This window comes from Streptomyces sp. NPDC058576 (genome assembly GCF_042718715.1).
Classification (GTDB): domain Bacteria; phylum Actinomycetota; class Actinomycetes; order Streptomycetales; family Streptomycetaceae; genus Streptomyces.
In genome coordinates this window covers 86,346-106,000 of record NZ_JBHXPF010000003.1, presented here as the reverse complement: position 1 = coordinate 106,000, position 19,655 = coordinate 86,346, and the positions used below count along the sequence as shown (strand labels likewise).

At 74.8% G+C, this 19,655-nt stretch carries 15 protein-coding genes; 6 read left to right on the top strand and 9 right to left on the bottom strand.

What is annotated here, in order from left to right; translation table 11 throughout:
- Nucleotides 1–29: 29 nt before the first annotated feature.
- The 3 genes from ACFWRV_RS03485 to ligA form a co-directional block, all read right to left on the bottom strand.
- Entirely contained in the window at nucleotides 30–596 is a 567-nt protein-coding gene (locus tag ACFWRV_RS03485; RefSeq protein ID WP_384327513.1) for a hypothetical protein, read from the bottom strand.
- Between the two features lie 47 nt (nucleotides 597–643).
- On the bottom strand, nucleotides 644–1,360 hold the full coding sequence (locus tag ACFWRV_RS03480; RefSeq protein WP_384327510.1) for a rod shape-determining protein MreC: 717 nt from the start codon (nucleotides 1,358–1,360) through the stop codon (nucleotides 644–646).
- Nucleotides 1,361–1,876: 516 nt separating this feature from the next.
- Nucleotides 1,877–4,006, bottom strand: coding sequence for an NAD-dependent DNA ligase LigA (gene ligA / locus ACFWRV_RS03475; RefSeq protein WP_384327507.1), 2,130 nt, complete (start codon nucleotides 4,004–4,006; stop codon nucleotides 1,877–1,879).
- A gap of 250 nt (nucleotides 4,007–4,256) precedes the next feature.
- On the opposite strand from ligA, the gene ACFWRV_RS03470 reads away from it, so the two are divergent.
- Complete coding sequence (locus tag ACFWRV_RS03470; RefSeq protein ID WP_384327504.1) at nucleotides 4,257–5,309, top strand: LacI family DNA-binding transcriptional regulator; 1,053 nt, start codon at nucleotides 4,257–4,259, stop codon at nucleotides 5,307–5,309.
- Between the two features lie 78 nt (nucleotides 5,310–5,387).
- Here the strand turns inward: ACFWRV_RS03470 and ACFWRV_RS03465 are convergent, their stop codons facing one another.
- Nucleotides 5,388–7,562: an alkaline phosphatase family protein gene (locus ACFWRV_RS03465; RefSeq protein WP_384327501.1), complete on the bottom strand. Its 2,175-nt coding sequence runs from the start codon at nucleotides 7,560–7,562 to the stop codon at nucleotides 5,388–5,390.
- A gap of 240 nt (nucleotides 7,563–7,802) precedes the next feature.
- Here ACFWRV_RS03465 and ACFWRV_RS03460 point away from each other — a divergent pair, with 240 nt between their 5' ends.
- Both ACFWRV_RS03460 and ACFWRV_RS03455 read left to right on the top strand, forming a co-directional pair.
- A complete protein-coding gene (locus tag ACFWRV_RS03460) occupies nucleotides 7,803–8,585 on the top strand; it encodes an MBL fold metallo-hydrolase (RefSeq protein WP_384327498.1) in 783 nt (260 codons plus the stop codon).
- Complete coding sequence (locus ACFWRV_RS03455) at nucleotides 8,582–9,232, top strand: DedA family protein (RefSeq protein WP_384327496.1); 651 nt, start codon at nucleotides 8,582–8,584, stop codon at nucleotides 9,230–9,232. Before ACFWRV_RS03460 ends, ACFWRV_RS03455 begins: the two co-directional genes overlap by 4 nt.
- A 122-nt stretch (nucleotides 9,233–9,354) precedes the next feature.
- Here ACFWRV_RS03455 and ACFWRV_RS03450 read toward each other — a convergent pair whose 3' ends face one another.
- The gene (locus tag ACFWRV_RS03450) at nucleotides 9,355–10,506 is read right to left on the bottom strand and encodes an aminotransferase class I/II-fold pyridoxal phosphate-dependent enzyme (protein ID WP_384327984.1); all 1,152 of its coding nucleotides are present in this window, start codon (nucleotides 10,504–10,506) and stop codon (nucleotides 9,355–9,357) included.
- 834 nt (nucleotides 10,507–11,340) lie between these two features.
- On the opposite strand from ACFWRV_RS03450, the gene ACFWRV_RS03445 reads away from it, so the two are divergent.
- From ACFWRV_RS03445 to ACFWRV_RS03435, 3 genes are all read left to right on the top strand, one after another.
- Nucleotides 11,341–12,852: a bifunctional phosphatase PAP2/diacylglycerol kinase family protein gene (locus ACFWRV_RS03445; protein WP_384327493.1), complete on the top strand. Its 1,512-nt coding sequence runs from the start codon at nucleotides 11,341–11,343 to the stop codon at nucleotides 12,850–12,852.
- Between the two features lie 135 nt (nucleotides 12,853–12,987).
- Nucleotides 12,988–13,797 (top strand): class I SAM-dependent methyltransferase, encoded by an 810-nt coding sequence (locus ACFWRV_RS03440; protein WP_384327490.1) that lies wholly within the window; start codon nucleotides 12,988–12,990, stop codon nucleotides 13,795–13,797.
- Between the two features lie 69 nt (nucleotides 13,798–13,866).
- A complete protein-coding gene (locus ACFWRV_RS03435) occupies nucleotides 13,867–14,220 on the top strand; it encodes a VOC family protein (protein ID WP_097870607.1) in 354 nt (117 codons plus the stop codon).
- Between the two features lie 21 nt (nucleotides 14,221–14,241).
- Here the strand turns inward: ACFWRV_RS03435 and ACFWRV_RS03430 are convergent, their stop codons facing one another.
- From ACFWRV_RS03430 to ACFWRV_RS03415, 4 genes are all read right to left on the bottom strand, one after another.
- Nucleotides 14,242–16,230 carry a DUF5107 domain-containing protein gene (locus ACFWRV_RS03430; protein WP_384327487.1) on the bottom strand — a complete coding sequence of 663 codons (1,989 nt, stop codon included), beginning with the start codon at nucleotides 16,228–16,230 and terminating at the stop codon, nucleotides 14,242–14,244.
- 200 nt (nucleotides 16,231–16,430) lie between these two features.
- Nucleotides 16,431–17,327, bottom strand: coding sequence for an arginase family protein (locus ACFWRV_RS03425; protein WP_384327485.1), 897 nt, complete (start codon nucleotides 17,325–17,327; stop codon nucleotides 16,431–16,433).
- Between the two features lie 78 nt (nucleotides 17,328–17,405).
- Nucleotides 17,406–17,645: a LapA family protein gene (locus tag ACFWRV_RS03420; protein ID WP_384327482.1), complete on the bottom strand. Its 240-nt coding sequence runs from the start codon at nucleotides 17,643–17,645 to the stop codon at nucleotides 17,406–17,408.
- Nucleotides 17,646–17,786: 141 nt separating this feature from the next.
- Nucleotides 17,787–19,544: a CocE/NonD family hydrolase gene (locus tag ACFWRV_RS03415; protein WP_384327981.1), complete on the bottom strand. Its 1,758-nt coding sequence runs from the start codon at nucleotides 19,542–19,544 to the stop codon at nucleotides 17,787–17,789.
- Nucleotides 19,545–19,655: the final 111 nt, after the last annotated feature.

Below are 19,655 nucleotides of genomic sequence, written 5' to 3'. Positions count from 1 at the left end.
CCTCCGGTGGGGCGCCGAGGGCCCTCACCTCAGTGAGGGCGCGACGCCGGATCGGCAGAACAGGACGGATGACCGGTCGTGGGACCGGTGGTCGTCCTGCCCGGAGGCCCCCGTACGCCGGGCAGCGCGCCCCTGCGGCTGCCGGGTGCGTCGAAGGACTCCGCGGCGATCCGCCGCACGCCGCCGTGCGGCTCGGCCGGCCCCGGCGGAGCGGGGGTCAGCGCGTCGTGCGGTGGCGGCGGTGCGTGCAGGAGCAGGTACGGCCGGCCGGTGCCCGCCCGCGGAGCCTGCGCCGGATCGGCCGCCGCCCTGGGCTGCTCGTGCCCGGCCTGCGCCACCGCGCCCGGGCCCGGCCCGGCCAGGACGCCGCTCGCGTGGTCCGGCGCCCCTCGGTCGGACCCGGGGACCTGCCCGGTCCGATGCCGGATGTCAGGCCGGGCGACGGTGCCGTGGCGGTGGGTCATCGGTGCGGTCGGCGCCGGGGCCGCGGTGACGGCGGGGGCGAGACTTCGGGGCGTCAGGACGGGTGCCGCGCCGGTCGCCGTGGCAACACCGCAGACCAGGGCGAGGACGGTCAGTAGGAGGGTGGCCGGCACCGAGCGCACCCGGGATGCCTTCGCCCGGGGCCGCCCCGGGTTTCGCGTCACCTCGGTCGGCCGGAATGCTCGGGCGGCGGCGTCCGGTGGCGGAGCAGGGAGCTGAGGATCTGTCCGGCGCCCCGGACGACCGTGGTCGAGGGGTCGTCGGCCAGGCGCACGCGGGTGCCGAGGCAGCGGGCGATGCGATCGGGGACGTCGGCCCGCAGCGCGCCGCCGCCCGCGAGCACGGGGCCCTTGCGCAGGGCTCCGCGGATCGCGCCGTGCCGGTCGTGCCGCCACATGGAGGTGATCATGTCGAGCACCGTGCCGACGAGGACCGCGGGCAGCGCCGCCGGATCGAGGCCGTCGAGGTCGTCGAGTCCGCTCTCGGCCTGCCGGGCGTCGGCGACCAGGCCGCCCACGAGGAGCGTGACCTCGGTCAGCTCGGCCCCCAGGTCGACGACGAGAAGGGGGCCCGTCTCCCTGGGTCCGGCGTATGCGGCGGCCGCCCGAGCGCTGCTGAGGACCAGGACGCGTGTCGTCCCGAGCCCGGCGAGCAAAGCCCGCGCGGCGGTGCGGTGTTCGGCCCCGGCGAGCACCGGGTGGCTGAGGACGATCACGCTGTCCCCGCGGTCCGGGCCCAGGGCCGCGTCGGCGATCCGGCCGAGCTGCCGGCCGCAGGACTCGGGGTCGACGATGCGGCCGCGCCGGACCGGCCGCTCGGCGCCCCCGTGGGGGCCGGGGCCGGGGAGCGGGTCGAGAACCAGCCCCCGGCCGGGCACCCAGGCCCGGGTACGGGAACTGCCGAGGTCCAGCGCCAGCCCGCGGGCGGCCGGGGTGCCGCCGGGCGCAGCCAGGGTGCCCGGTGCGCCCTGGTGCCGGTGGTACGCCCGGAGAACCCGGTGGGAGCGCCCCGCCCCGGACGCCCCGGCACCGCTCCCGTCACGAAGCGGTCCGGGGCCCTTCCCCCATGGGCCCGCCCCCGGACGAAGCGGCCCTCGCCACTCGCCGGGCGCGGAAGCGGTCGGAACACGAACAGCCGGTACCGACGTGGTCGAAGGAGCAGGGATCGGCGCGGGTCCGGGCGACGGGGGGACGGCGCGACCCGGTCGCTGTCCGTCATGCACAGAACGCATCGTCCCTCACCCCCGGGCCGGCCATCGCCGCCGCCCACGCACCCGTCGGCCCGCTGATAGCGAGGCGCGACCGAGCCCTCACTATGCAATACGGGGTGCTGGAACGCCACTTCCTCGCTGATTCACAGGTGCGCCGACGCCGCGTGCGCGGCAGTCACCGGCTCAGCCGTCCTCCCCCGACGTCAGGAACGCGCCGACCAGCTCCGCGAACTCCTCCGGCACCGCGATCCGGACCCCCAGGGCCTCCGCCTTGGTGCGCTTGGAGCCGGCCTTGTCCCCGGCGACCAGCAGACTCGTGCGCTGGGAGACGCTGGAGGACGACCTGCCGCCCGCCCGCTCGATCAGCTCGTTCATCTGGTTGCGCGACAGCTTCTCCAACGCTCCGGACATCGCGCCCGTGACCACCACGGTCATCCCCGCAAGGGGCAGCGCGGAGCCGGTTCCGGTGTCAGCACCGGTCTCCCCGTCGGCCTTCGTGTCCGGGCCGGCCGGCTCGTCCGTCCCGGGCTCCGGGGGCGGGGTGGCGCCCGGCTCCGTCATGGTGACCCCGGCAGCGACGAGCTTGCCGATCAGCGGGGCCAGCTCCACCAGCTCGGCGACCACCGCGGCGGCCTTCTCCTTGCCGATGCCGTCGACCCGTTGGAGCGTCTCCACGTCGGCGGCGACGATCCGGTCCATCGTGGCGAAGTACCGCGCGATACGGCGTGACATGGAGCGCCCCGTGCCCCGTACGCCCAAGGCGCAGAAGACCCGGGAGAGCGGCCGGGTGCGGGCGGTCGCGATGGCCGCCAGGAGATTGTCCGTGGAGGTCTCGCCCATCCGGTCGAGGGCGAGCAACTGCTCGCGCTCCAGGGTGAACAGATCAGCGAAGTCCGCGACGAGCCCCGCGTCGACGAGCTGGACGACCCGCGTGGAGCCGAGGCCCTCGATGTCGAGCTGATCGCGGCCCGCCGCGTACGAGACGGAGGCGACCAGACGGCAGTTGCGGCCCCGGGTGCAGCGCCAGCGCTGCTCGCTCGTGTCGATGTCGGAGCCGCACTGCGGGCAGCTCTCGGGGAAGTCGATGGGCGTCTCGTCGCCGGTGCGCAGGTGCACCACGGGAGCCTCGATGCGCGGGATGATGTCGCCGGCCTTGTAGACCATGACCTGGTCGCCCAGCCGCAGGTCGCGTCGGGTGATGTCGGCCGGGTTGTGCAGGGTGGCGTAGCCGACGGTGGAGCCGTCGATCTCCACGGGCTCCAGGACCGCGCGTGGCGCGATGATGCCCGTGCGCCCGACGTTCCACTCGACGGCCAGCAGGCGGGTGATCTTCTCCACGGCGGGCAGTTTGTAGGCGATGGCCCAGCGGGGCGCGCGGGTTCCGGAGCCCGCCTCGCGCTGGTCGGCCGCCAGGTCGGCCTTGATCACGATCCCGTCGATGCCGAACGGCAGCGCGGCGCGCAGGGAACCTATCGCGTCCACCCGCGCCTGGACCCCCTCGACCGCGGTGGCCAGGACCGGGGCCACGTCGGTGCCCGCGGCCGTGTGCACGCCGAGGTCGGCGACGTAACCCAGGACCTCGCTGTGGGGCAGTTCGGCGAGGGTCTCGCCGAGCTGCCCGGAATCGGGCAGCGGCAGCGCGCCGTAGGCGAAGAAGGTCGTCTCCACCCGGTAGGCGCGGTCCTTGGCGCGCAGCGTGCCCGCCGCCCCGTTGCGCGGGTTGGCGAAGGGAGCGCCGCCGTGTTCCGTACGGATCGCGTTGGCCTGGTCGAACTGGTCGTTCGTCATGAGGATCTCGCCGCGCACCTCGATGGTGACCGGTTCGGCCAGCTGCTCCGGCAGCCCGACGACGGCGCCCGCCGCGTGCGAGACGTCCTCGCCCGCGGTGCCGTCGCCCCGGGTGATGAGGCGCTCGAACCGGCCGTCCCGGTAGCGCGCGGCGACCGCCAGGCCGTCGAGCTTCGGCTCGACGCTCCACGCGGTCACCGGTCTGCCGATGCGCCGCTCCAGCGAGGCGGTCCAGGTCGCGAACTGCTCGGCCGAGAACACGTTGTCCAGCGAGAGCATGGGCACCGTGTGCGGCACGTCGCCGACGGCGGCCCCGCCCGCGACCTTGCCGGTGGGCGAGTCGGCGAGCATCTCCTCCGGGTGAGCCGCCTCGTACGCGGCTATCCCGCGCGCCAGCCGGTCGTAGGCGTCGTCGTCCAGCGCGCTCTCGCCCGAGGCGTAGTACGCGGCAGCGGCGAGGGAAGCCTCTTCCACCGCGGCGGCATAGGCGGCGGCATCGGCGAGCACAGCAGCTGAGTTCGTCATGGTCACCATTCTTCCGCCCACCACTGACAACGGCCCCGGTCCCCTTCGCGACCCGTTCGCGGGAGGGCGTCGCGGTTCGGGTGCCGCACCGGGCAGGTGTCCGAACTCGGCCGCCCGCGCCCCCTGCTGACCCGCATGGGCCTGCCCCTGACCGATGTGCACGCGGGACCCGACATGCCGGGCACGGTCACGGCGCGGGACCTGGCCCTCGGCTGAACGGGGCGGCCGGCCTGCGGGTATAAAGGGCTGCATGACAGCCGAAGTGCCGCAGCCCGTACGTCCCGCGACCTTGGAGGACGTGGCGGCCGTGGCCGGTGTGTCACGGGCGACGGTGTCCCGGGTGATCAACGGAGCGACCACGGTCGACCCCGCCCTGCGCACCGTCGTCGAGGAGGCGGTGGCGACCACCGGCTACGTCCCCAACCGGGCCGCCCGCTCGCTGGTGACCCGGCGGACCGACTCGGTGGCCCTGGTGGTCTCCGAGCGGGAACGGCGGCCGATGTCCGAGCCGTTCGTCGGCCGGATGTTCTCCGACCCGTACTTCGGCCGGGTCGTCAGCGGGCTGCTGGAGGTACTGCGCCCGGCGGGGATCCAGATGGTCGTGATGCTGGCCGACGACGAGGCGTCCCGGACCCAACTGCTCTCCTATCTGCGCCACGGCCACGTCGACGGGGTCGTGCTGATCACCACGCACGCCGACGACCCGCTGCCCGGGCTGCTCCAGGAGACCCGGATGCCCGCCGTCCTCGCGGGCCGTCCGCACAAGCCGTCACCGCTGGCCTACGTGGAGGTGGACCAGCACGCCGGGGCGCGGCTGGCGGCCGATCACCTGGCCGCGCTGGGGCGGCGGCGCATCGGCACGATCTCCGGCCCCCAGGACATGCCCGCCGGGCAGGTCCGGCTGACCGGTTTCCTGGCGGCCTGCGCCGCCCACGGCATCGAGGACGTGGCCTGCGCGGAGGGGGACTTCACGCATCTGGGCGGGGCCGCGGCGATGCGCCGGCTGCTGGCGGACCGCCCGGATCTGGACGGAGTGTTCATCGCCTCGGACCTGATGGCCCTGGGTGCGCTCCCGGTGCTGCTCCGGGCCGGTCGGGACGTGCCGTCCGATGTGGCGGTGGTCGGCTTCGACGACAGCAGCGCCGCGGCCGCCTGCGACCCGCCCCTGACCACGGTCCGGCAGCCGGTGGAGGAGATGGCGGCGGAGATGGCACGGCTGCTGCTGAAGCAGATCGGCGAGCCGGGCGGGCCCTCGCCCTCCGTGCTCTTCCCCCCGGCGCTCGTACGGCGGCAGTCGGCCTGAGCCGACGGAGCCGCGTCCCACCCGGGCGACGCGGGCGCGACCTCACGGGCGCGTCCCTGAGCGTGCTCGACCCACCGTTCAGGCCGTCGTTCCCGGCGCGTCCGGCACCGGGGCCTGACCCGGGAACGGCTCGTCCGCCGGGCCGGCCCCGGCGAACCCCTCGGCGCGCACCGGCACCTGGGGGCCGGAGGACTCCTGGAGCCAGCGGGTGAGCACCCGGTGGACCGCCTCGGCGCCCACCAGACCGCCGCCCGGCGGCACGGGAGCGCCCTCCGCGGTCTCGGCGGCCACGATGTCGAGCGGGTCCGTCAGTCCGCGCGGCCAGAGCAGGAACGGCCGGGACTGCTGGCCGCCGAGTCCGCCGTGCGAACCGATCTGCTCCTCGAAGGCGTGCACGGTCCCGGTGGCCGGGTCGTACATGGAGTTGACCATGACGTCGGCGACGTGCGGGAAGGTGTCGGTGCGCCGTACGGCGTCGGCCGCGCCGACGTCGAAGTCCGCGAGCGGGCCCTCTCCGTCGGCCAGTTCGGCGACGGAAACCTCGGCGCCGCCGGGCCCGAGCACCACGGAACCGTGCTCCCCGCCGACGAGGAGGAAGCCGATCCCCGGGTGGTTGGCGAGCGTGGAGAGCAGCGCCGGGTGGCGGCGCTCGATCTGCTCGCGGGAGGCGCGGCCCTCGATGTCGGGGAAGGAGATCAGCCCGAGGTTGCCGGAGGCCAGCACGATCGGGTCGGAGAGCTTGGCCGGGTGCTCGGCCTCCTGGTCCCCGACCGGGCGGTGCAGCGCGATGCGCACCGCGTCGCGGGCCTCGGAGGCGCTGCGGGTGCGCTGGGCCCGGCGGGGCACGGGCAGCCCGCAGCCCGCCCGTACGAGGTCCTTGAGCGTGAGCCCGTACTTCCCGGCGAACGTCTCCCCCGGGCTCTGGCCGTGGTCGGACAGGAGCACGATCCGATAGGCGCGCGGGGTGTGGTCGGCGATCTTGGCGATCAGGGCGAGGGAGCGGTCGAGGCGTACGAGGACCCTCTCCGCGTCCCGGCTGTGGGGTCCCGAGTGGTGGGCGACCTCGTCGTAGGCGACGAGGTCGGCGTAGACGGCGGTGCGTCCGGCGAACATGTCGCCGAGGACGGCGGTGGCGACCACATCGCGCTCCACGACGGTGGCGAAGGCGCGGATGAAGGGGTAGAGCCCGCCGCGCTTGATCCGCGGGGTGACCTTCCGGACGCGGGCCCGGGTCGACTGGCCGATCTCGCGCAGGACCTCGGCGCCGAAGGAGAGGGCGGTACGGGTGGCGTTGGCCGGGTCGGAGAAGTACGCGAAGTATCCGGCGCGCGAGCGGCGGCCCTTGCCGCGCCGGGCGGCCATGGAGAGCACCAGGGCCAGCTGTCCGGCGCCGCCGCTGAAGAGGTTGCCGCGGCTCGCGCCGTCGACGGCGAGCAGTCCGCCGTCGTGGGTGCGCTCGATGGCCCGGCGCTGCATTTCGAGGGCGCTCGCGGGACGGCTGGAGACCATGACGGTGCGGGTCTCCTTCTCGTACCAGCGGAACGCGGGCACGTCGTGGTTGCTGCCGTGCAGGATGGCGAGCTGGCTGGCGCCGGTCTGGCTGGACCAGTCGGTGCGCCAGGGGGTGAGGCGGTGTCCGGAGGAGTCGGCGAGCCAGCCGGCGACGGTCGGCATGAGCCCGCCGGCCGCCGCGTTCACCAGGACGTCGTGGCCGACGCCGTCGAGCTGGAGGAAGACGGTGCCGGGCTGCCCGTCGCGGCCGGGTTCGGCCGGGGCCGGCGATCTGCCGCGTCTGCGGCGCCGGTCGGCGAGCCGGGACAGCCGGCGACGGTAGGCCTCGTCGTCGCGGACGGCGAGGGCGGTGGAGGTGGCGGAGGCGACGGCGGACATCACGGCGGCGACGACGACCGCGGTCTCCGGCGCGGCGTCGCCGCGCCCGTCCGGGATCAGGCGCAGCGCTATCAGCAGCAGCGAGCCGTTGAGGAAGAAGACCAGCGCGCCGAGGACGAGCGCGGGCACGATGAGCAGGGACCGCACGAGGACGGGCCACACCAGTGCGGAGAGCAGGCCGAAGGCACCCGCGCCCCAGGCCGCGGTGAACGCCGTCCTCGTGATGGTGTCGCCGTCGTCGGACTGGAGCTGGAAGTCGGGAAGGGCTCCGGCCAGCGCGAGCATGGTGAGGGTGGACACCGCCCAGACCGCGATCACCCGCATCAGGGCGGTGCCCGCCCTGCGCCACTTCCCGTCACCCACGCCGCTCCACCTCAGGCCCTCTCCGCCCCGGGCCCGGTCGTCCGGGGCCCGCCCTTCAGCTTTTCACAGCGCCGGTCCCGGTCAGCGGCTTCGGCGGGAGACCCCGAGGCTCGACGCGAAGGTACGGGGGGCGCATAGGCTCGTACCGGCAGCGCGCCCGGTCACAGGCCGCGCGGGCCGTACGCACCGGGACGCGGGATCACGGGTCACGGTGCGCCGAGGAGCGAGCGAGGAGGCGAGGTGCCGGTGGAGGTCACCTGGTGGGGTCATGCCACCTGCACGATCGAGGACTCGGGGGTGCGGGTGCTGACCGACCCCCTGTTCGTCCGGCGCTTCGCGCATCTGCGCCGCCGCCGGGGCGAGGTGCCGCCGCCGGACGCCGCGGTCGCCGAGGTGGTGCTGGTCTCCCATCTGCACTCCGACCATCTGCATCTGCCGTCGCTGGCCCGGCTGGCTCCCGGCAGCCGGCTGATCGTGCCGAGCGGCGCGGTGGCGGCCGTGCCGGGGCTGCGGATGCTGCGGCGGGTACGGCAGCTGCACATCACCGAGGTCAGGGCGGGCGACACGGTGCGGATCGGCGAGGTACGGGTGCGGGCGGTTCCCGCGCTGCACGACGGGCGGCGGCTGCCGGTCGGGCCGCACCGGTCGCCCGCGCTCGGCTATGTGGTCGAGGGCGAGGCCCGGACGTACTTCGCCGGGGACACCGGGCTCTTCGACGCGATGGCCGACGCCGTGGGGCCGGTGGACGTGGCGCTGCTGCCGGTGGGCGGCTGGGGGCCCAACCTGGGGCACAGCCATCTGGACCCGGCCCGCGCCGCCGAGGCGCTGACCCGGCTCGCGCCCCGCTCGGCGGTGCCGGTGCACTACGGCACGTACTGGCCGGTCGGCCTGGACGCGGTGCGCCCGCACGAGTTCCACGCGCCGGGCGACGAGTTCGTACGGCACGCGGCGAAGCGCGCGCCCGAGGTGACGGTGCATCTGCTGGCGCACGGCGAACGGGTCAGACCGGAGGCCGGCCGGTGATCCAGGAGATCCAGCAGGTGGTGCGGGAGCTGCCCACCGAGTCGACCCAGCAGGCGGTCGGCTACCCGACGCTGTTCGCCCTGGTGGCGCTGGGGTCGTTGGTGCCGGTGGTGCCGACGGGGGCGCTGGTGAGTTCCGCGGCGGTGGTGGCGTTCCACCAGACGTCACCGCTCACCCTGCTCTTCGTGTTCCTGGCGGCGTCGGCCGCCGCGTTCCTCGGCGACATCTGTCTGTACTGGCTGGGGCAGCGCGGAGTGCGGTCGAACCACGGCTCGAAGTGGCTGGGGGCGATCACCCGCCGGGCCGCGCCGGAGCGGCTGGCCCAGGCGCAGGAGAAGCTGGCGGAGCACGGCGGGACGGTGCTGGTGCTGTCCCGGCTGGTGCCGGCCGGGCGGATACCGGTGATGCTGGCGTGTCTGCTGGGCAAGATGCCGCTGCGGCAGTTCGCCCGGGGCGACGTTCCGGCCTGCCTGGCCTGGGCGGCGACGTACCAGCTGATCGGGATCCTGGGCGGTTCGCTGTTTCCCGAGCCGTGGCAGGGGGTGGTCGCGGCGGTCGCCCTGACGCTGCTGATCAGCGGGGCTCCGGCGGTGTGGCGCAGGCTGCGGGCGCGGTTCGGCCGCGACACGGGCGACGCGACGGGGTGACCGTCCTGCCTGTCACGGGGCGACGGCCCTGCCTGTCACGGGGTGACCGTCCGGCCTGTTACGGGCGGCGGCCCTGACGCCGGGCGGGCGTGAGCATCCGTCCTCGGCGGGGGTGACCGTTCTCAGCGCAGCGCGCGGAAGACCGCCGCGAAGTCGTCCAGTGCCCGCGCCACATGCGCGAGCTCCAGCGGCTTCGCCGCGGCGAGGGCCTCCGTCTGCTGGTGCGGCGTGTTTCCCAGCAGCGGTCCGGTGCCCAGGCGTACGCGCAGGGCACCCAGTTCGTCCCCGAAGCGGTGGCCGCCCGGGGCCGGGGCGCCGAGCCGGTCGGTGAGGTACTCCTCCAGCTCCATGGAGTCCGTGACGCCCAGATCCGCGAGCCGGGAGCGCAGCGGGCCGAGGTCGGCGTACAGGTGGCGGCCCGCCTGCGGGGGACGGGCGAGCGCGCCGGAGCCGAGGACCGCGCGGTGGGCGGCGGCGGCGACCTCGGCCTGGAGCGCCGCGGCCCGCCGGACCCGGTCGCGTACGGAGTCCGGCTCGCCCAGGGCGTGGGCGGCCGCGTGGGCGACCGGACCGGCGACGAGGGCGCCGAGGGCCGTGAGGATGTCCAGGGTGCGGGCGTGCCGCACGGCGGCGCGGGCGGTGTCCGGGAAGCGGGCCACGGCGACCGGCCAGGCGGCGGGCACGAGCGCCCCGGACAGGTCGTTGATCACCGTGACGTCGTCCGGGCTCATCTCGGCGGGGCTGAGCAGAACGGTGTCGCGGGGCCGGTGGACGGTGTCGCGCCAGGTCTCGTCGCTGATGATGTGCAGCCCTTCCCCGACGGCCGCCTCGCAGGCCTCCCGGACCAGCTCGGGCGGCGCGACGGTGGCCGTGGGGTCGTCCACGACCGACAGGAGCAGCAGCTTCGGCCGGCCGCCCTCCGCACGGACCCGGCGGACGGTCTCCAGCAGGGCGTACGGGTCGGGGACGCCGCCGCATTCGGCCGGGGTGGGCACGTGGTAGGCCGGGCGGCCCAGCAGCCGGGCCTGCGGCGTCCAGGCGGCGGGGCAGGGGCGCGGCATGAGGACGTCGCCGCCGTGCGCGCCGATGAGGGCCAGGAGGAGCGGCTGGGCTCCGGGGGCGGCGGCGATGCCGCCCGCCGCGCCGTGCAGCCCGCGCCGGTCCCAGTAGCCGCGGGCCGCCTCGCGCAGGACCGGCCCGCCGCCGGGAGGTTCGGGGCGGGTCCGGGCGGAGGCGGCGGCGAGGACGGCGGCCAGCTCGGGGAGGACTGGCAGGCCGGGGTCCGGGGCGGGCGGCCCGTAGCGGACGGGGCCGTGATCCTCGTGCGCGCGGTCGCCGTGATCCTCGTGCGCACGAGCCCGGTGCTCGCCGGCGTGGGCCCGGGGATCCTCCGGCCGGGACCGGTGCCCGTGTGCGCGGGCCTGGTGCTCGTCGACGGAGGCCTGGTGGTCCTCCGCGTGGGCCCGGTGCTCGTCCGCGGGGGCCTGGGGTTCCTCCGGCTGGGACCGGTGCCCGTGTGCGTGGTCCCGGTGCTCGTCCGCAGAGGCCTCGTGGGTCCGGTGCTCGCCGGCGGTGGCCTGGCGGTCCTCCGCGCGGTCCCGCTGCTCGCCGGAGTGGGCCCGGGGTTCCTCCGGCTGGGACCCGTGCCCGTGTGCCCGGGCCCGGTGCTCGTCGACGGAGGCCTGGTCGTCCTCCGCGCGGTCCCGGTGCTCGTCCGCGCGATCCCGGTCGGGGTCCCCGTCCGGGCCGGTGTCCTCGGTCCCGTGCATCCGGCCCTCCTCCGCCGCTCGTCGCTCCGCGCGTTCGACCCCGCCACGCTCGCCCGGCTCCGGGCCCGGGGCCGGGGCCCGCATCGGCTCAGAGCCCCCGGGGCCGGGTCCGGGTCCGGTCATCGGCTCCTGGTCGACGCCTCCGGCTTCCTGATGACGCTTCCTCGTAATGCCTCTGGCTTCTTTATACGGAGGTTCCGGGCGGCCCGCCCGCCCAGGCGCGCGCCCGCGCCGGGGGCAGTCGCCGCCTGGGCCGTTCCGCCGGTCGGCGGTGGCGCGTGGCCAGGGTCTCAGCGCGCCTGCTGGTTCAGCGTGGCCCGGCCGGGTATTCGCTGAGCCATGGCAACACCGCGAACTTCATCCACCTCCGCCGCCCCCGCCGTCGCCCGGCTGCGCGGCTGGCTGCAAGGGCGGGACCTGGCCGTCTTCCGGAGCGTCGCGGACCGGCACTGGCCGGGCGCCGATCCGCTGCTGCCCCGGCTGAGCCGGAGCGCCAACCACGGGCTGCTCTGGTTCGGGGCGGCGGCCGGGATCGCGGCCCTCGGCAGCAGTGCGCGCTCGCGCCGGGCCGCGCTGCGCGGGGTGGCGTCCCTCGCCGTGGCCTCGGCGGCCATCAATACCGTCGGCAAGGGCGCGGTGCGCCGTGACCGGCCGATCATGGACGCGGTGCCGATGGTCCGGCAGCTCAAGCGGCAGCCCGTCACGACCTCCTTCCCCTCGGGCCACGCGGCGTCGGCCGCCGCGTTCGCCACGGGGGTGGCCCTGGAGTCCAAGGGCTGGGGCGCGGTCGTGGCTCCGGTCGCGGTGGCCGTGGCGGCCTCCCGCGTCTACACCGGGGTGCACTATCCGAGCGATGTGCTCGCGGGTGCGGCGCTGGGCGTAGGAGCCGCGTTCGCCCTGCGCGGGGTCGTGCCGACCCGGGGCCAGCTGCCCGCTCCCGGCCGGCCGCCCGGCGAGGCCCCGGCGCTGCCCGCCGGCAAGGACCTCGTCGTGGTGGTGAACCGGGAGTCCGGTACGGCTACCGCGACCGCGTCGCTGGTGCGCGAGGCGCTGCCGATGGCGACCGTCATGGAGGTCGCGCCCGCCGATCTGCCGGCCGCCCTCGACGAGGCGGCCGCCCAGGGCCGGGCCCTGGGTGTCTGCGGGGGCGACGGCACGGTGAACCTCGCGGCGTCCGTGGCGGCCACCCACGGGATGCCGCTGGCGGTCTTCCCCGGCGGGACGCTCAACCACTTCGCCTACGACCTGGGCATCGAGACCGTCCACGACACGGCCGCCGCCCTCACCGTGGGCGATGCCATCCGGGTGGACCTCGGCCGCTTCCGGCCGGGGCCCAGGGGCGCGGACGGGGCGGACGGCTATTTCCTCAACGCCTTCTCGCTGGGCGTCTACCCGGACCTGGTGCGCACCCGGGAACACTGGTCGCCGCGGATCGGCGGCTGGCCGGCGGGCGTGCTCGCGGCGTTCCACGTGCTGCGCGGCCAGCGACCGCTGGAGGCCGAACTCCAGGGCCGCAGGCGCCCGTTGTGGCTGGTCTTCGTCGGCAACGGGCTCTTCCGGCGGGTGGGCCCCAACCCGGGCCGCCGCCACAACCTGGCGGACGGGCTGCTGGACGTCCGGGTGGTCCACGGCGGGCGGGGCCCCGCGCTGCGCCTGCTGGCGGCGGCGGTGGCGGGACCGCTGACCCGCTCCCCCGCCCATGCCGCGGTGCGGCGGCGCCGGGTGCGGATCGGCGGTCTGGCGCCGGGGACTCCGTACGCGTACGACGGTGAAGTGGCCCACTCCGGAAAGGAGCTGATGATCGACAAGCTGCCGGAGGCGCTGACGGTCTACTGCCCGATGCCGGTCTGACGCACCGGGGCAGCACACCCCACCCCGACACCCGTCCGCATCGCAAGACGCCCATCTCATCATCCGACATCGCGGCGTACGGTGGCTCCTGTCGCCGTGCCCATCGGCGACAGGCTGGGGAGAGGACGCAACGCCATGCCGAAGGAGACCGCCGTGTACACGCACGGCCACCACGAGTCGGTCCTGCGCTCGCACCGCTGGCGGACCGCCGCCAACTCGGCGGCCTACCTCCTCGACGAACTCCGCCCCGGTCTCACCGTGCTCGACGTCGGCTGCGGCCCGGGAACCATCACCGCCGACCTGGCCGCGCTGGTCGCGCCGGGCCGGGTCACCGCGGTGGACACCACCGGCGACATTCTCGGCCAGGCCGCCGCGGTGGCGGCCGAACGGGGCCTGGAGAACGTCGAGTTCGCGGTGGCCGACGTGCACGCCCTGGATTTCCCCGACGACTCCTTCGACGTGGTCCACGCCCACCAGGTGCTCCAGCACGTGGGCGACCCGGTCCAGGCGCTGCGCGAGATGCGGCGGGTCTGCCGCCCCGGCGGTGTGGTCGCGGCCCGGGACAGCGACTACGCGGCGATGACCTGGTATCCGGAGGTCCCCGGTCTCGGCGAGTGGCAGGACGTGTACGGCCGGGTGGCCCGCGGCAACGGCGGCGAGCCCGACGCCGGCCGCAGGCTGCTGTCCTGGGCGCGGCGGGCCGGGTTCACCGACATCACCCCGACCGCGGCCGCCTGGTGCTTCGCCACCCCGGAGAGCCGCGCCTGGTGGAGCGGCCTGTGGGCGGACCGTACGACGGACTCGGTCTATGCCGAGCTGGCCGTACGGGGCGGCCACGCGAGCCCCGAGCAGCTCACGGCCATCGCCGGGGCCTGGCGCTCCTGGGGCGAGGAGGGCGACGGCTGGTTCATGGTCCCCCACGGTGAGGTGCTGTGCCGGGTGTGAGGTGAGGAGAGGTTCCGGCCCGCCCGGAACCGATCACACCGGTCGCGGCGGCCAACTACCCTCGTACGCATGGAGATCCTCGGAACCACGCTGCGTATCTGCGTCGACGACCTGGAGGCCTCGGTGGCCTTCTACGAGGGGCTGACGGGCACGTCGGCCCTGCGCTTCGAGCGCGGTGGGGTGTCGGTGGCCGCGATCGGCTGTTTTCTGTTGATGAGCGGACCGGAGTCGGAGCTGGAGGTGCTGCGCAAGGTGGGTGCGACCATCGCGGTCAAGGATGTCGACGAGGCGAGCGCGGCGCTGACGCGAGCCGGCGCGCGGGTCATCGCGGGACCGGTGCCGACCCCGGCGGGCCGTAACCTCATCGCGCTGCACCCGGACGGCTCGGTCTTCGAGTACGTGGACCGCAACGTCACCGTCTGACCGGCCGCCCGGGTGCGTTGATCACTCCTGGGGCGGGCTCATCCGGAAGTCGTAGGCGTCCGGCAGCGGTTCGTCGCTGACGCACGCCCACAACTCGCCGAGGATTCCGGCCCCTTCGCGCAGGTCGGCCACCTCGAATCCGGCGTCGAAGATCGCGCGGGCCGCCCCGGTGTCGCCCTCGGCGACCAGCGTCCGGGCAAGGAGCAGCCGGAAGCGTCCGCGCTCACGGACCGCCTCCGGCAGGCCGGCCAGCAGCGCCCGGGCCGCCTCGGGCCGGCCGGCGGACAGCTGCGCCTCCACGGTCTCGCGGGCCAGGGCGACAAGGAGGGCGACGCCCTCCGCCGACGCGGCGAGGTCCGTCGTACCCGACGTGGTGAGGTCTGCGAAGGCCTCGGCGTGCAGCTCGGCGGCGTGGCCCTGCCTGCCGTTCTCCTCGGCGGCGACGGCGAGGCAGCGCAGCAGCGGCCAGCGCGGTGCGGGGCCGCACTCCAGTCCGCGTTCCCAGCTGCGGACGGCCTGGGCCCGGTCGTCGGCGTGCCACTGCGCGATGCCGAGGTGGTACTCGGTGTGCGGGTCGGCGTCGGCGGTCTCCAGCATGTCGCGCCAGGGCCGTGAGACCGGTGTCGGACCGGGCGGTTCCTCCGGGGAGGGCTTCGGCAGGGTGCCGTGTTCCAGCAGTTCCACCCAGGGAGCCTGCTGTTCGCCGAGCGTGGCGAGGAAGAACGGCGTGCCGGGCAGCCGGTGGCCGCCCCGCAACACCTCCAGCGCGCCCCAGCCGGAGCCGGTGGCGAGCACCTCGCCCGGTTCGGTGTCGGCGTGCGGCAGCCACGCCGCGTACGCCTCCGCCACCGCCGCGCGCGGAAGCGCCTCCTCCAGCCGCGCCGCGGCCTCCCCGGTGGCGGCGGCCCAGTCCCGGCCGTGCACGGCGGCCGGGTCGGCGGACAGGGGACCGTAGGACTCCAGCCAGCTGAACGCGGCGCCGGGTTCGAGGGGGACGTGCTCCAGCTGGGTGCGGGCAAGCCCGGCCTGGATCTCCGCGTACCCGCCGTCGGAGGTCCCGCTCAGCCACTCCTGCCAGCGGCGGCCTCCGCTGCCGTGCCCCCAGCGGAACAGCTTGCGACCCCGCAGCAGGCCGGTGGAGGTCTGGGCGAGGCCGTGGCCGTCCGCGTCGAGCGCGGCGATCCAGCGCCGGGCGTCCTCGGGCAGCTCGTAGAAGTGGTCGGCCGGGTACTCCGAGCGCAGCGGGTAGGTGTGGTCGAGGCCGCCCGCCTCCGGAACGCCGACCCGGGTGAGGGTGTGGTCGTAGCCGAAGTGCCAGGCCTCGTCGGCCGGGACCAGGACGCGGGTGTCCGGGGTCTCCGGAACGGCGATGTTGGACCACCAGTAGACCGGCGCGGGCTGTTCGTGCGGGTTGCGTATCCGTACGCCGACGTGCAGGAAGTCGGAGTCGTCGGGGAGCCAGAGGTCGACCTGGAAGGGCAGGTCGCGCAGCCGCTCCCACTCCCAGAGCCGGACCATCGTGCCCCCGTCCGGGGCGGGCACGAGCGCGGCGTGCAGGGGCGCGCAGGACAGGGTGGTGTGGCCGGTGGCGCCGATGTTCCACTCGATCCCGCCGGAGAACCAGGCCCCGTTGAGGGCGAAGGCGGCGGGCTGGAGGACCGGGTTGCGGTGGAGCAGTTCGCGGCCGGTGGGTTTGTGGTGCAGGGAGTGGATGCGGCCGCCGAGTCCGGGGAGCACGGTGACGCGCAGCCGGTCGTTCTCGATGACGACGGTATCGAGGTCGGTGGGGGTGCGCTCGCGCCCGTAGCCGTCGCGCAGCCGGGTGGGCAGGATGGTGCGCAGCGGGCGGTGGCCCAGTTGCCTGGCCATGTCGCGCGGCAGGCCCGCCCGTTCGCGGGGGTCGAGGACGGCCGGCGGCGGGGCGGGCGTCCGCAGCGGCGGGAGCGGGTTCTCCGGCCCGAGCGGCGCTGCGGGCAGGTTCAGTACGGCACGTCGTACGGTCGTGGCCAAGACACCCTCGTTCCCTCGCGACGGGCCGCCGCAGGTCCGGGCGCCCCCGGTGACCATGGAACACGCAGGTGGCCGCGCGGGGCCAGAGTGCCGTCGGCCGCATTTCCCGGATGTCCGTGGTTCGGGGCCGCTCCCGTGCCGGCCGCCGGGCCACTCCCCCGGTCGGTCGCCCGGCCGTGGTCCCGGCCGGGATCACCCCGTCACGCGCCCGCGAGCGCCCCGACGACCAGGTCGGCGAGGAGTGTGCCCGCGCTGCCGTCCGGGTCGAGGTCGGGGTCGTAGATGGTGACGTTGAGCCCGACGCAGCGCGGGGAGGAGACGAGCGTGCGCAGCAGGGGGGCGAGTTCGTCCGGGAGGAGGCCCCCGTCGTCGGGGCTGTCGACGGCGGGCATGACGCTCGGGTCGAGGACGTCGGCGTCCAGATGGACCCAGTAGCCGTCGAGGGCGGGTGTCTCCAGGCTCTGAACGGTGGACCGCGCCAGCTCGGCCGCGCCCCACTGCCGGATCCGGCCGACGGTCGCGTGGGAAATCTTCAGCGCGGCCAGTTCGGCCTGGTCCTCGTCCTCGTCGCGCATGCCGAAGAGGCGTACGTCCTCGTCCCTGAGGTAGGGGCCGAGCCCTTCGAGATCGCTGAGGTCGGCCTGGCCCCGGCCGGTGGCGATGGCCAGCTCCTCGCCGCCCGCCGCGCCGATCCGGTCGCTGTTGCCGGTGTGCCGGAAGTCGGCGGATCCGTCGACGGCGGCGAGCCCGTACCGGCCGAGGCGGCGCAGGGCGAGGGCGGCGCCGAGCTGGATGGAGCAGTCCCCGCCGAGGACCAGGGCGAACTCACCGGCCCGTACGTGTCCTTCGATGCGGTCGGCGAGCGTGCGGGTGTAGCGGGCGATGGCGGCGGCGTTGAACACCCCGTCGCCCTCCTGCCAGTCACCCAGGTCGTAGCGGGGCGGGACGACGACACCGCCCTCCAGGGCGCCGACGCGCCGCACGATCCGCCGGTCGCGCAGGGCGCCGGCCAGCTTGTGGCAGCCGGGGACGGTGCCGGGTGCCGGGGGCCGCAGCCCGAGGTTGGAAGGGGCGTCGAGGACCACGATCGTACGCATGCGGCCCATCCTCGCCGCACGGGCCCGGGGCCCTCAAGCGGATTCGCGGGAACCGGTGGAGCCGGGGGACGGGGCCCGTCACTTGCCCCTGCGACGGAACAGATAGCCGCCGCAGCCGAGTCCGATGAGGAACATGGCCAGCAGCGCGAACCAGAGGGGCATCGTCACCTCGGGGATCAGCACCCGGATGGTGACCTTGTTGGTGTTCACGCAGATGAACACGATGACGAGCACGACGAGCACACCGACCACGATGCGCCCCGGAGTGAGCCACCCCCTGGCGCTTCCGCTGCCGCTCGACACGTCCTTGGGGCTCATGGGCCGACCCTTCCGCTCGTTCCTCGCCCGTCCGGCCCGCTGTCGTGCGCGCGACCGCCCCCCGGGGTCCCAGCATGTGCGGATGCCGGGGCCGGGGGGCGGTGCTGTACGGCCGTTCGGGTGAACGGGGACGCCGGGGTGTCAGCCGGCCGGGACGACCGGGAGCTCCAGTACGCCGGTGTCCTCGGGGGCGCTCACGACGGTGACGGGCCTGATGCCCCGGTTGCCGAAGTACGCCGTGTCGCTGGCGGCGATGACGAACTCCAGGCGGTGCCCCTTCTCGTACCGGTGGACGATGCCGGGCAGCTCGACCGTGAAGGGCCGGGTGACGTCGGGGACCCGGACCGGGGAGACGAGCCGGTTCACCAGCTTCCTGCCGCCGTCGGGCGCGACGTCGTAGACCTTGGCGAACAGGACGAGCTTGTCGGAGGCGTCACCGCTGTTCTGGACCCGTTCCGTCTTCGGCGAGACGACCTTGAGGGTGGCCTTCGGCGCGCCGACGACGTCGAGGGGTGCGGTGAGGGGCTCGCTGCGCCAGCCGAGGTAGGTTCCCTTCGTGTCGTACGGCTTGGGGTCGGGGAGTCCGATCAGCGGGGCGATGGAGCTCTCGGAGTGACTGGTGGGGACGAGCCAGTTGGTGTACTGGCGGCTGCCGCGCGCCACCTTGGAGCGGTTGTCGACCAGCTTGCCGTCGCCGGAGAGGTACAGGGACCGCGAGAGGGCGGGGACGTCGTCGGCGGTGCCGTAGCCGCTCCGCCAGTCGCGGTAGTAGGAGAAGGCGGGCCCGGTGTCGGTGGCCGGGTTCTTGTTGAGGTAGCGGTCGAACCAGGCCAGCACCCGCTGTCCGACGTGGCTGGTCTCCAGATTGCCCTGGCTCAGGTCGAGTTCGCCGGGGACCTGGCCGCCGCTGTGCCCCCAGGACTGCCAGATCATCTTCGTCTCGGTGCCCTGCGCCTTGAGCGTCCGGTAGGTGGCGGTGGCCTCGTTGAGGTTGAACAGGCTGTCGGCCTGGCCCTGGACGATGAGGGTGGGGGCCTTGACCCGGTCGAGGTAGGAGACGGGGGAGACGCTGCGCGCGTACGTGAGCATCTCCTCGGCCTTGTCCGCGGGGTAGCGGCCGGAGTTGAGCAGCCGGATGGTCTCGCAGGCGCGGGTGGCGAAGTGCAGGCAGTCCAGCCGGTTGATCCGGGAGGGGTCCAGGCTCGGGTTGAGGAGCGGCTGGCCTTCGCCGATCAGGTAGAAGCCGTTGGTCCACTGCCACTTGAAGACGCCGGGGGTGTCGGAGGTGACGCCGGTGCGCGCCCCGGTGTTGTTGGGGGCGAGCGCGTAGGCGAGGTCGTTCCAGGTGATCAGCGGGACGAGGGCGTCGACGCGGGGGTCGACGGCGGCGGTCGCCATCTGGATCGCTCCGCCGTAGGAGCCGCCGATCATCCCGACGCGCGGGTCGCCGTCGGCGTCCTGGGTGACGTAGTCGGCCTTGGTCCCGTCGTCGGCCGCGCGAACTCCCCCGAGGAAGTCCAGGAGTTCGCTCGCCGCCTTTCCGTCGATGGCGGGGTCGTCGAGGGTGATCAGGCAGCCGGACCCGCCGAAGCCGAGGCCCGAGTAGACGAGCCCGACGTAGCCGCGTTCGGCGAAGGCCTTGCCGATGGTGTCCGTGGAGCCGTCGGACTTGCTGCCGCCGAAGCCGTTGGTGGCGAGGACGGCGGGGGCCGGGTGGCCGGCGTCGGCCCCGACGGGCCGGTAGAGATCGGCGTCCACCGTGCAGGTGCGGTCGCCCGCATCGACGGTGAACGTCAGCGGGGTGACGGTGTACGGATCGGCCTCGGCATGGGCCGGGCCGGCGAGGACGAGAGGGGCGACGAGGGCCGCCCCGGCGACCGCGACGAGCGCGCCGCGCACTATGGAAACAGCACCTGACACGAAGACCTCCACGCCGAGGACATCTTACCGACCGGTAAGTATTGGGCCGCGCTCATGCTGTGACACGGGTCATCGCCGTGTCAACGTATG

Coding starts and splice junctions, on each gene's coding strand:
- ACFWRV_RS03435 (WP_097870607.1), top strand. CDS start 13,867: ATGGAGATCCTCGGAACCACGCTGCGTATCTGCGTCGACGACCTGGAG.
- ACFWRV_RS03440 (WP_384327490.1), top strand. CDS start 12,988: ATGCCGAAGGAGACCGCCGTGTACACGCACGGCCACCACGAGTCGGTC.
- ligA (WP_384327507.1), bottom strand. CDS start 4,006: ATGACGAACTCAGCTGCTGTGCTCGCCGATGCCGCCGCCTATGCCGCC.
- ACFWRV_RS03470 (WP_384327504.1), top strand. CDS start 4,257: ATGACAGCCGAAGTGCCGCAGCCCGTACGTCCCGCGACCTTGGAGGAC.
- ACFWRV_RS03425 (WP_384327485.1), bottom strand. CDS start 17,327: ATGCGTACGATCGTGGTCCTCGACGCCCCTTCCAACCTCGGGCTGCGG.
- ACFWRV_RS03445 (WP_384327493.1), top strand. CDS start 11,341: ATGGCAACACCGCGAACTTCATCCACCTCCGCCGCCCCCGCCGTCGCC.
- ACFWRV_RS03420 (WP_384327482.1), bottom strand. CDS start 17,645: ATGAGCCCCAAGGACGTGTCGAGCGGCAGCGGAAGCGCCAGGGGGTGG.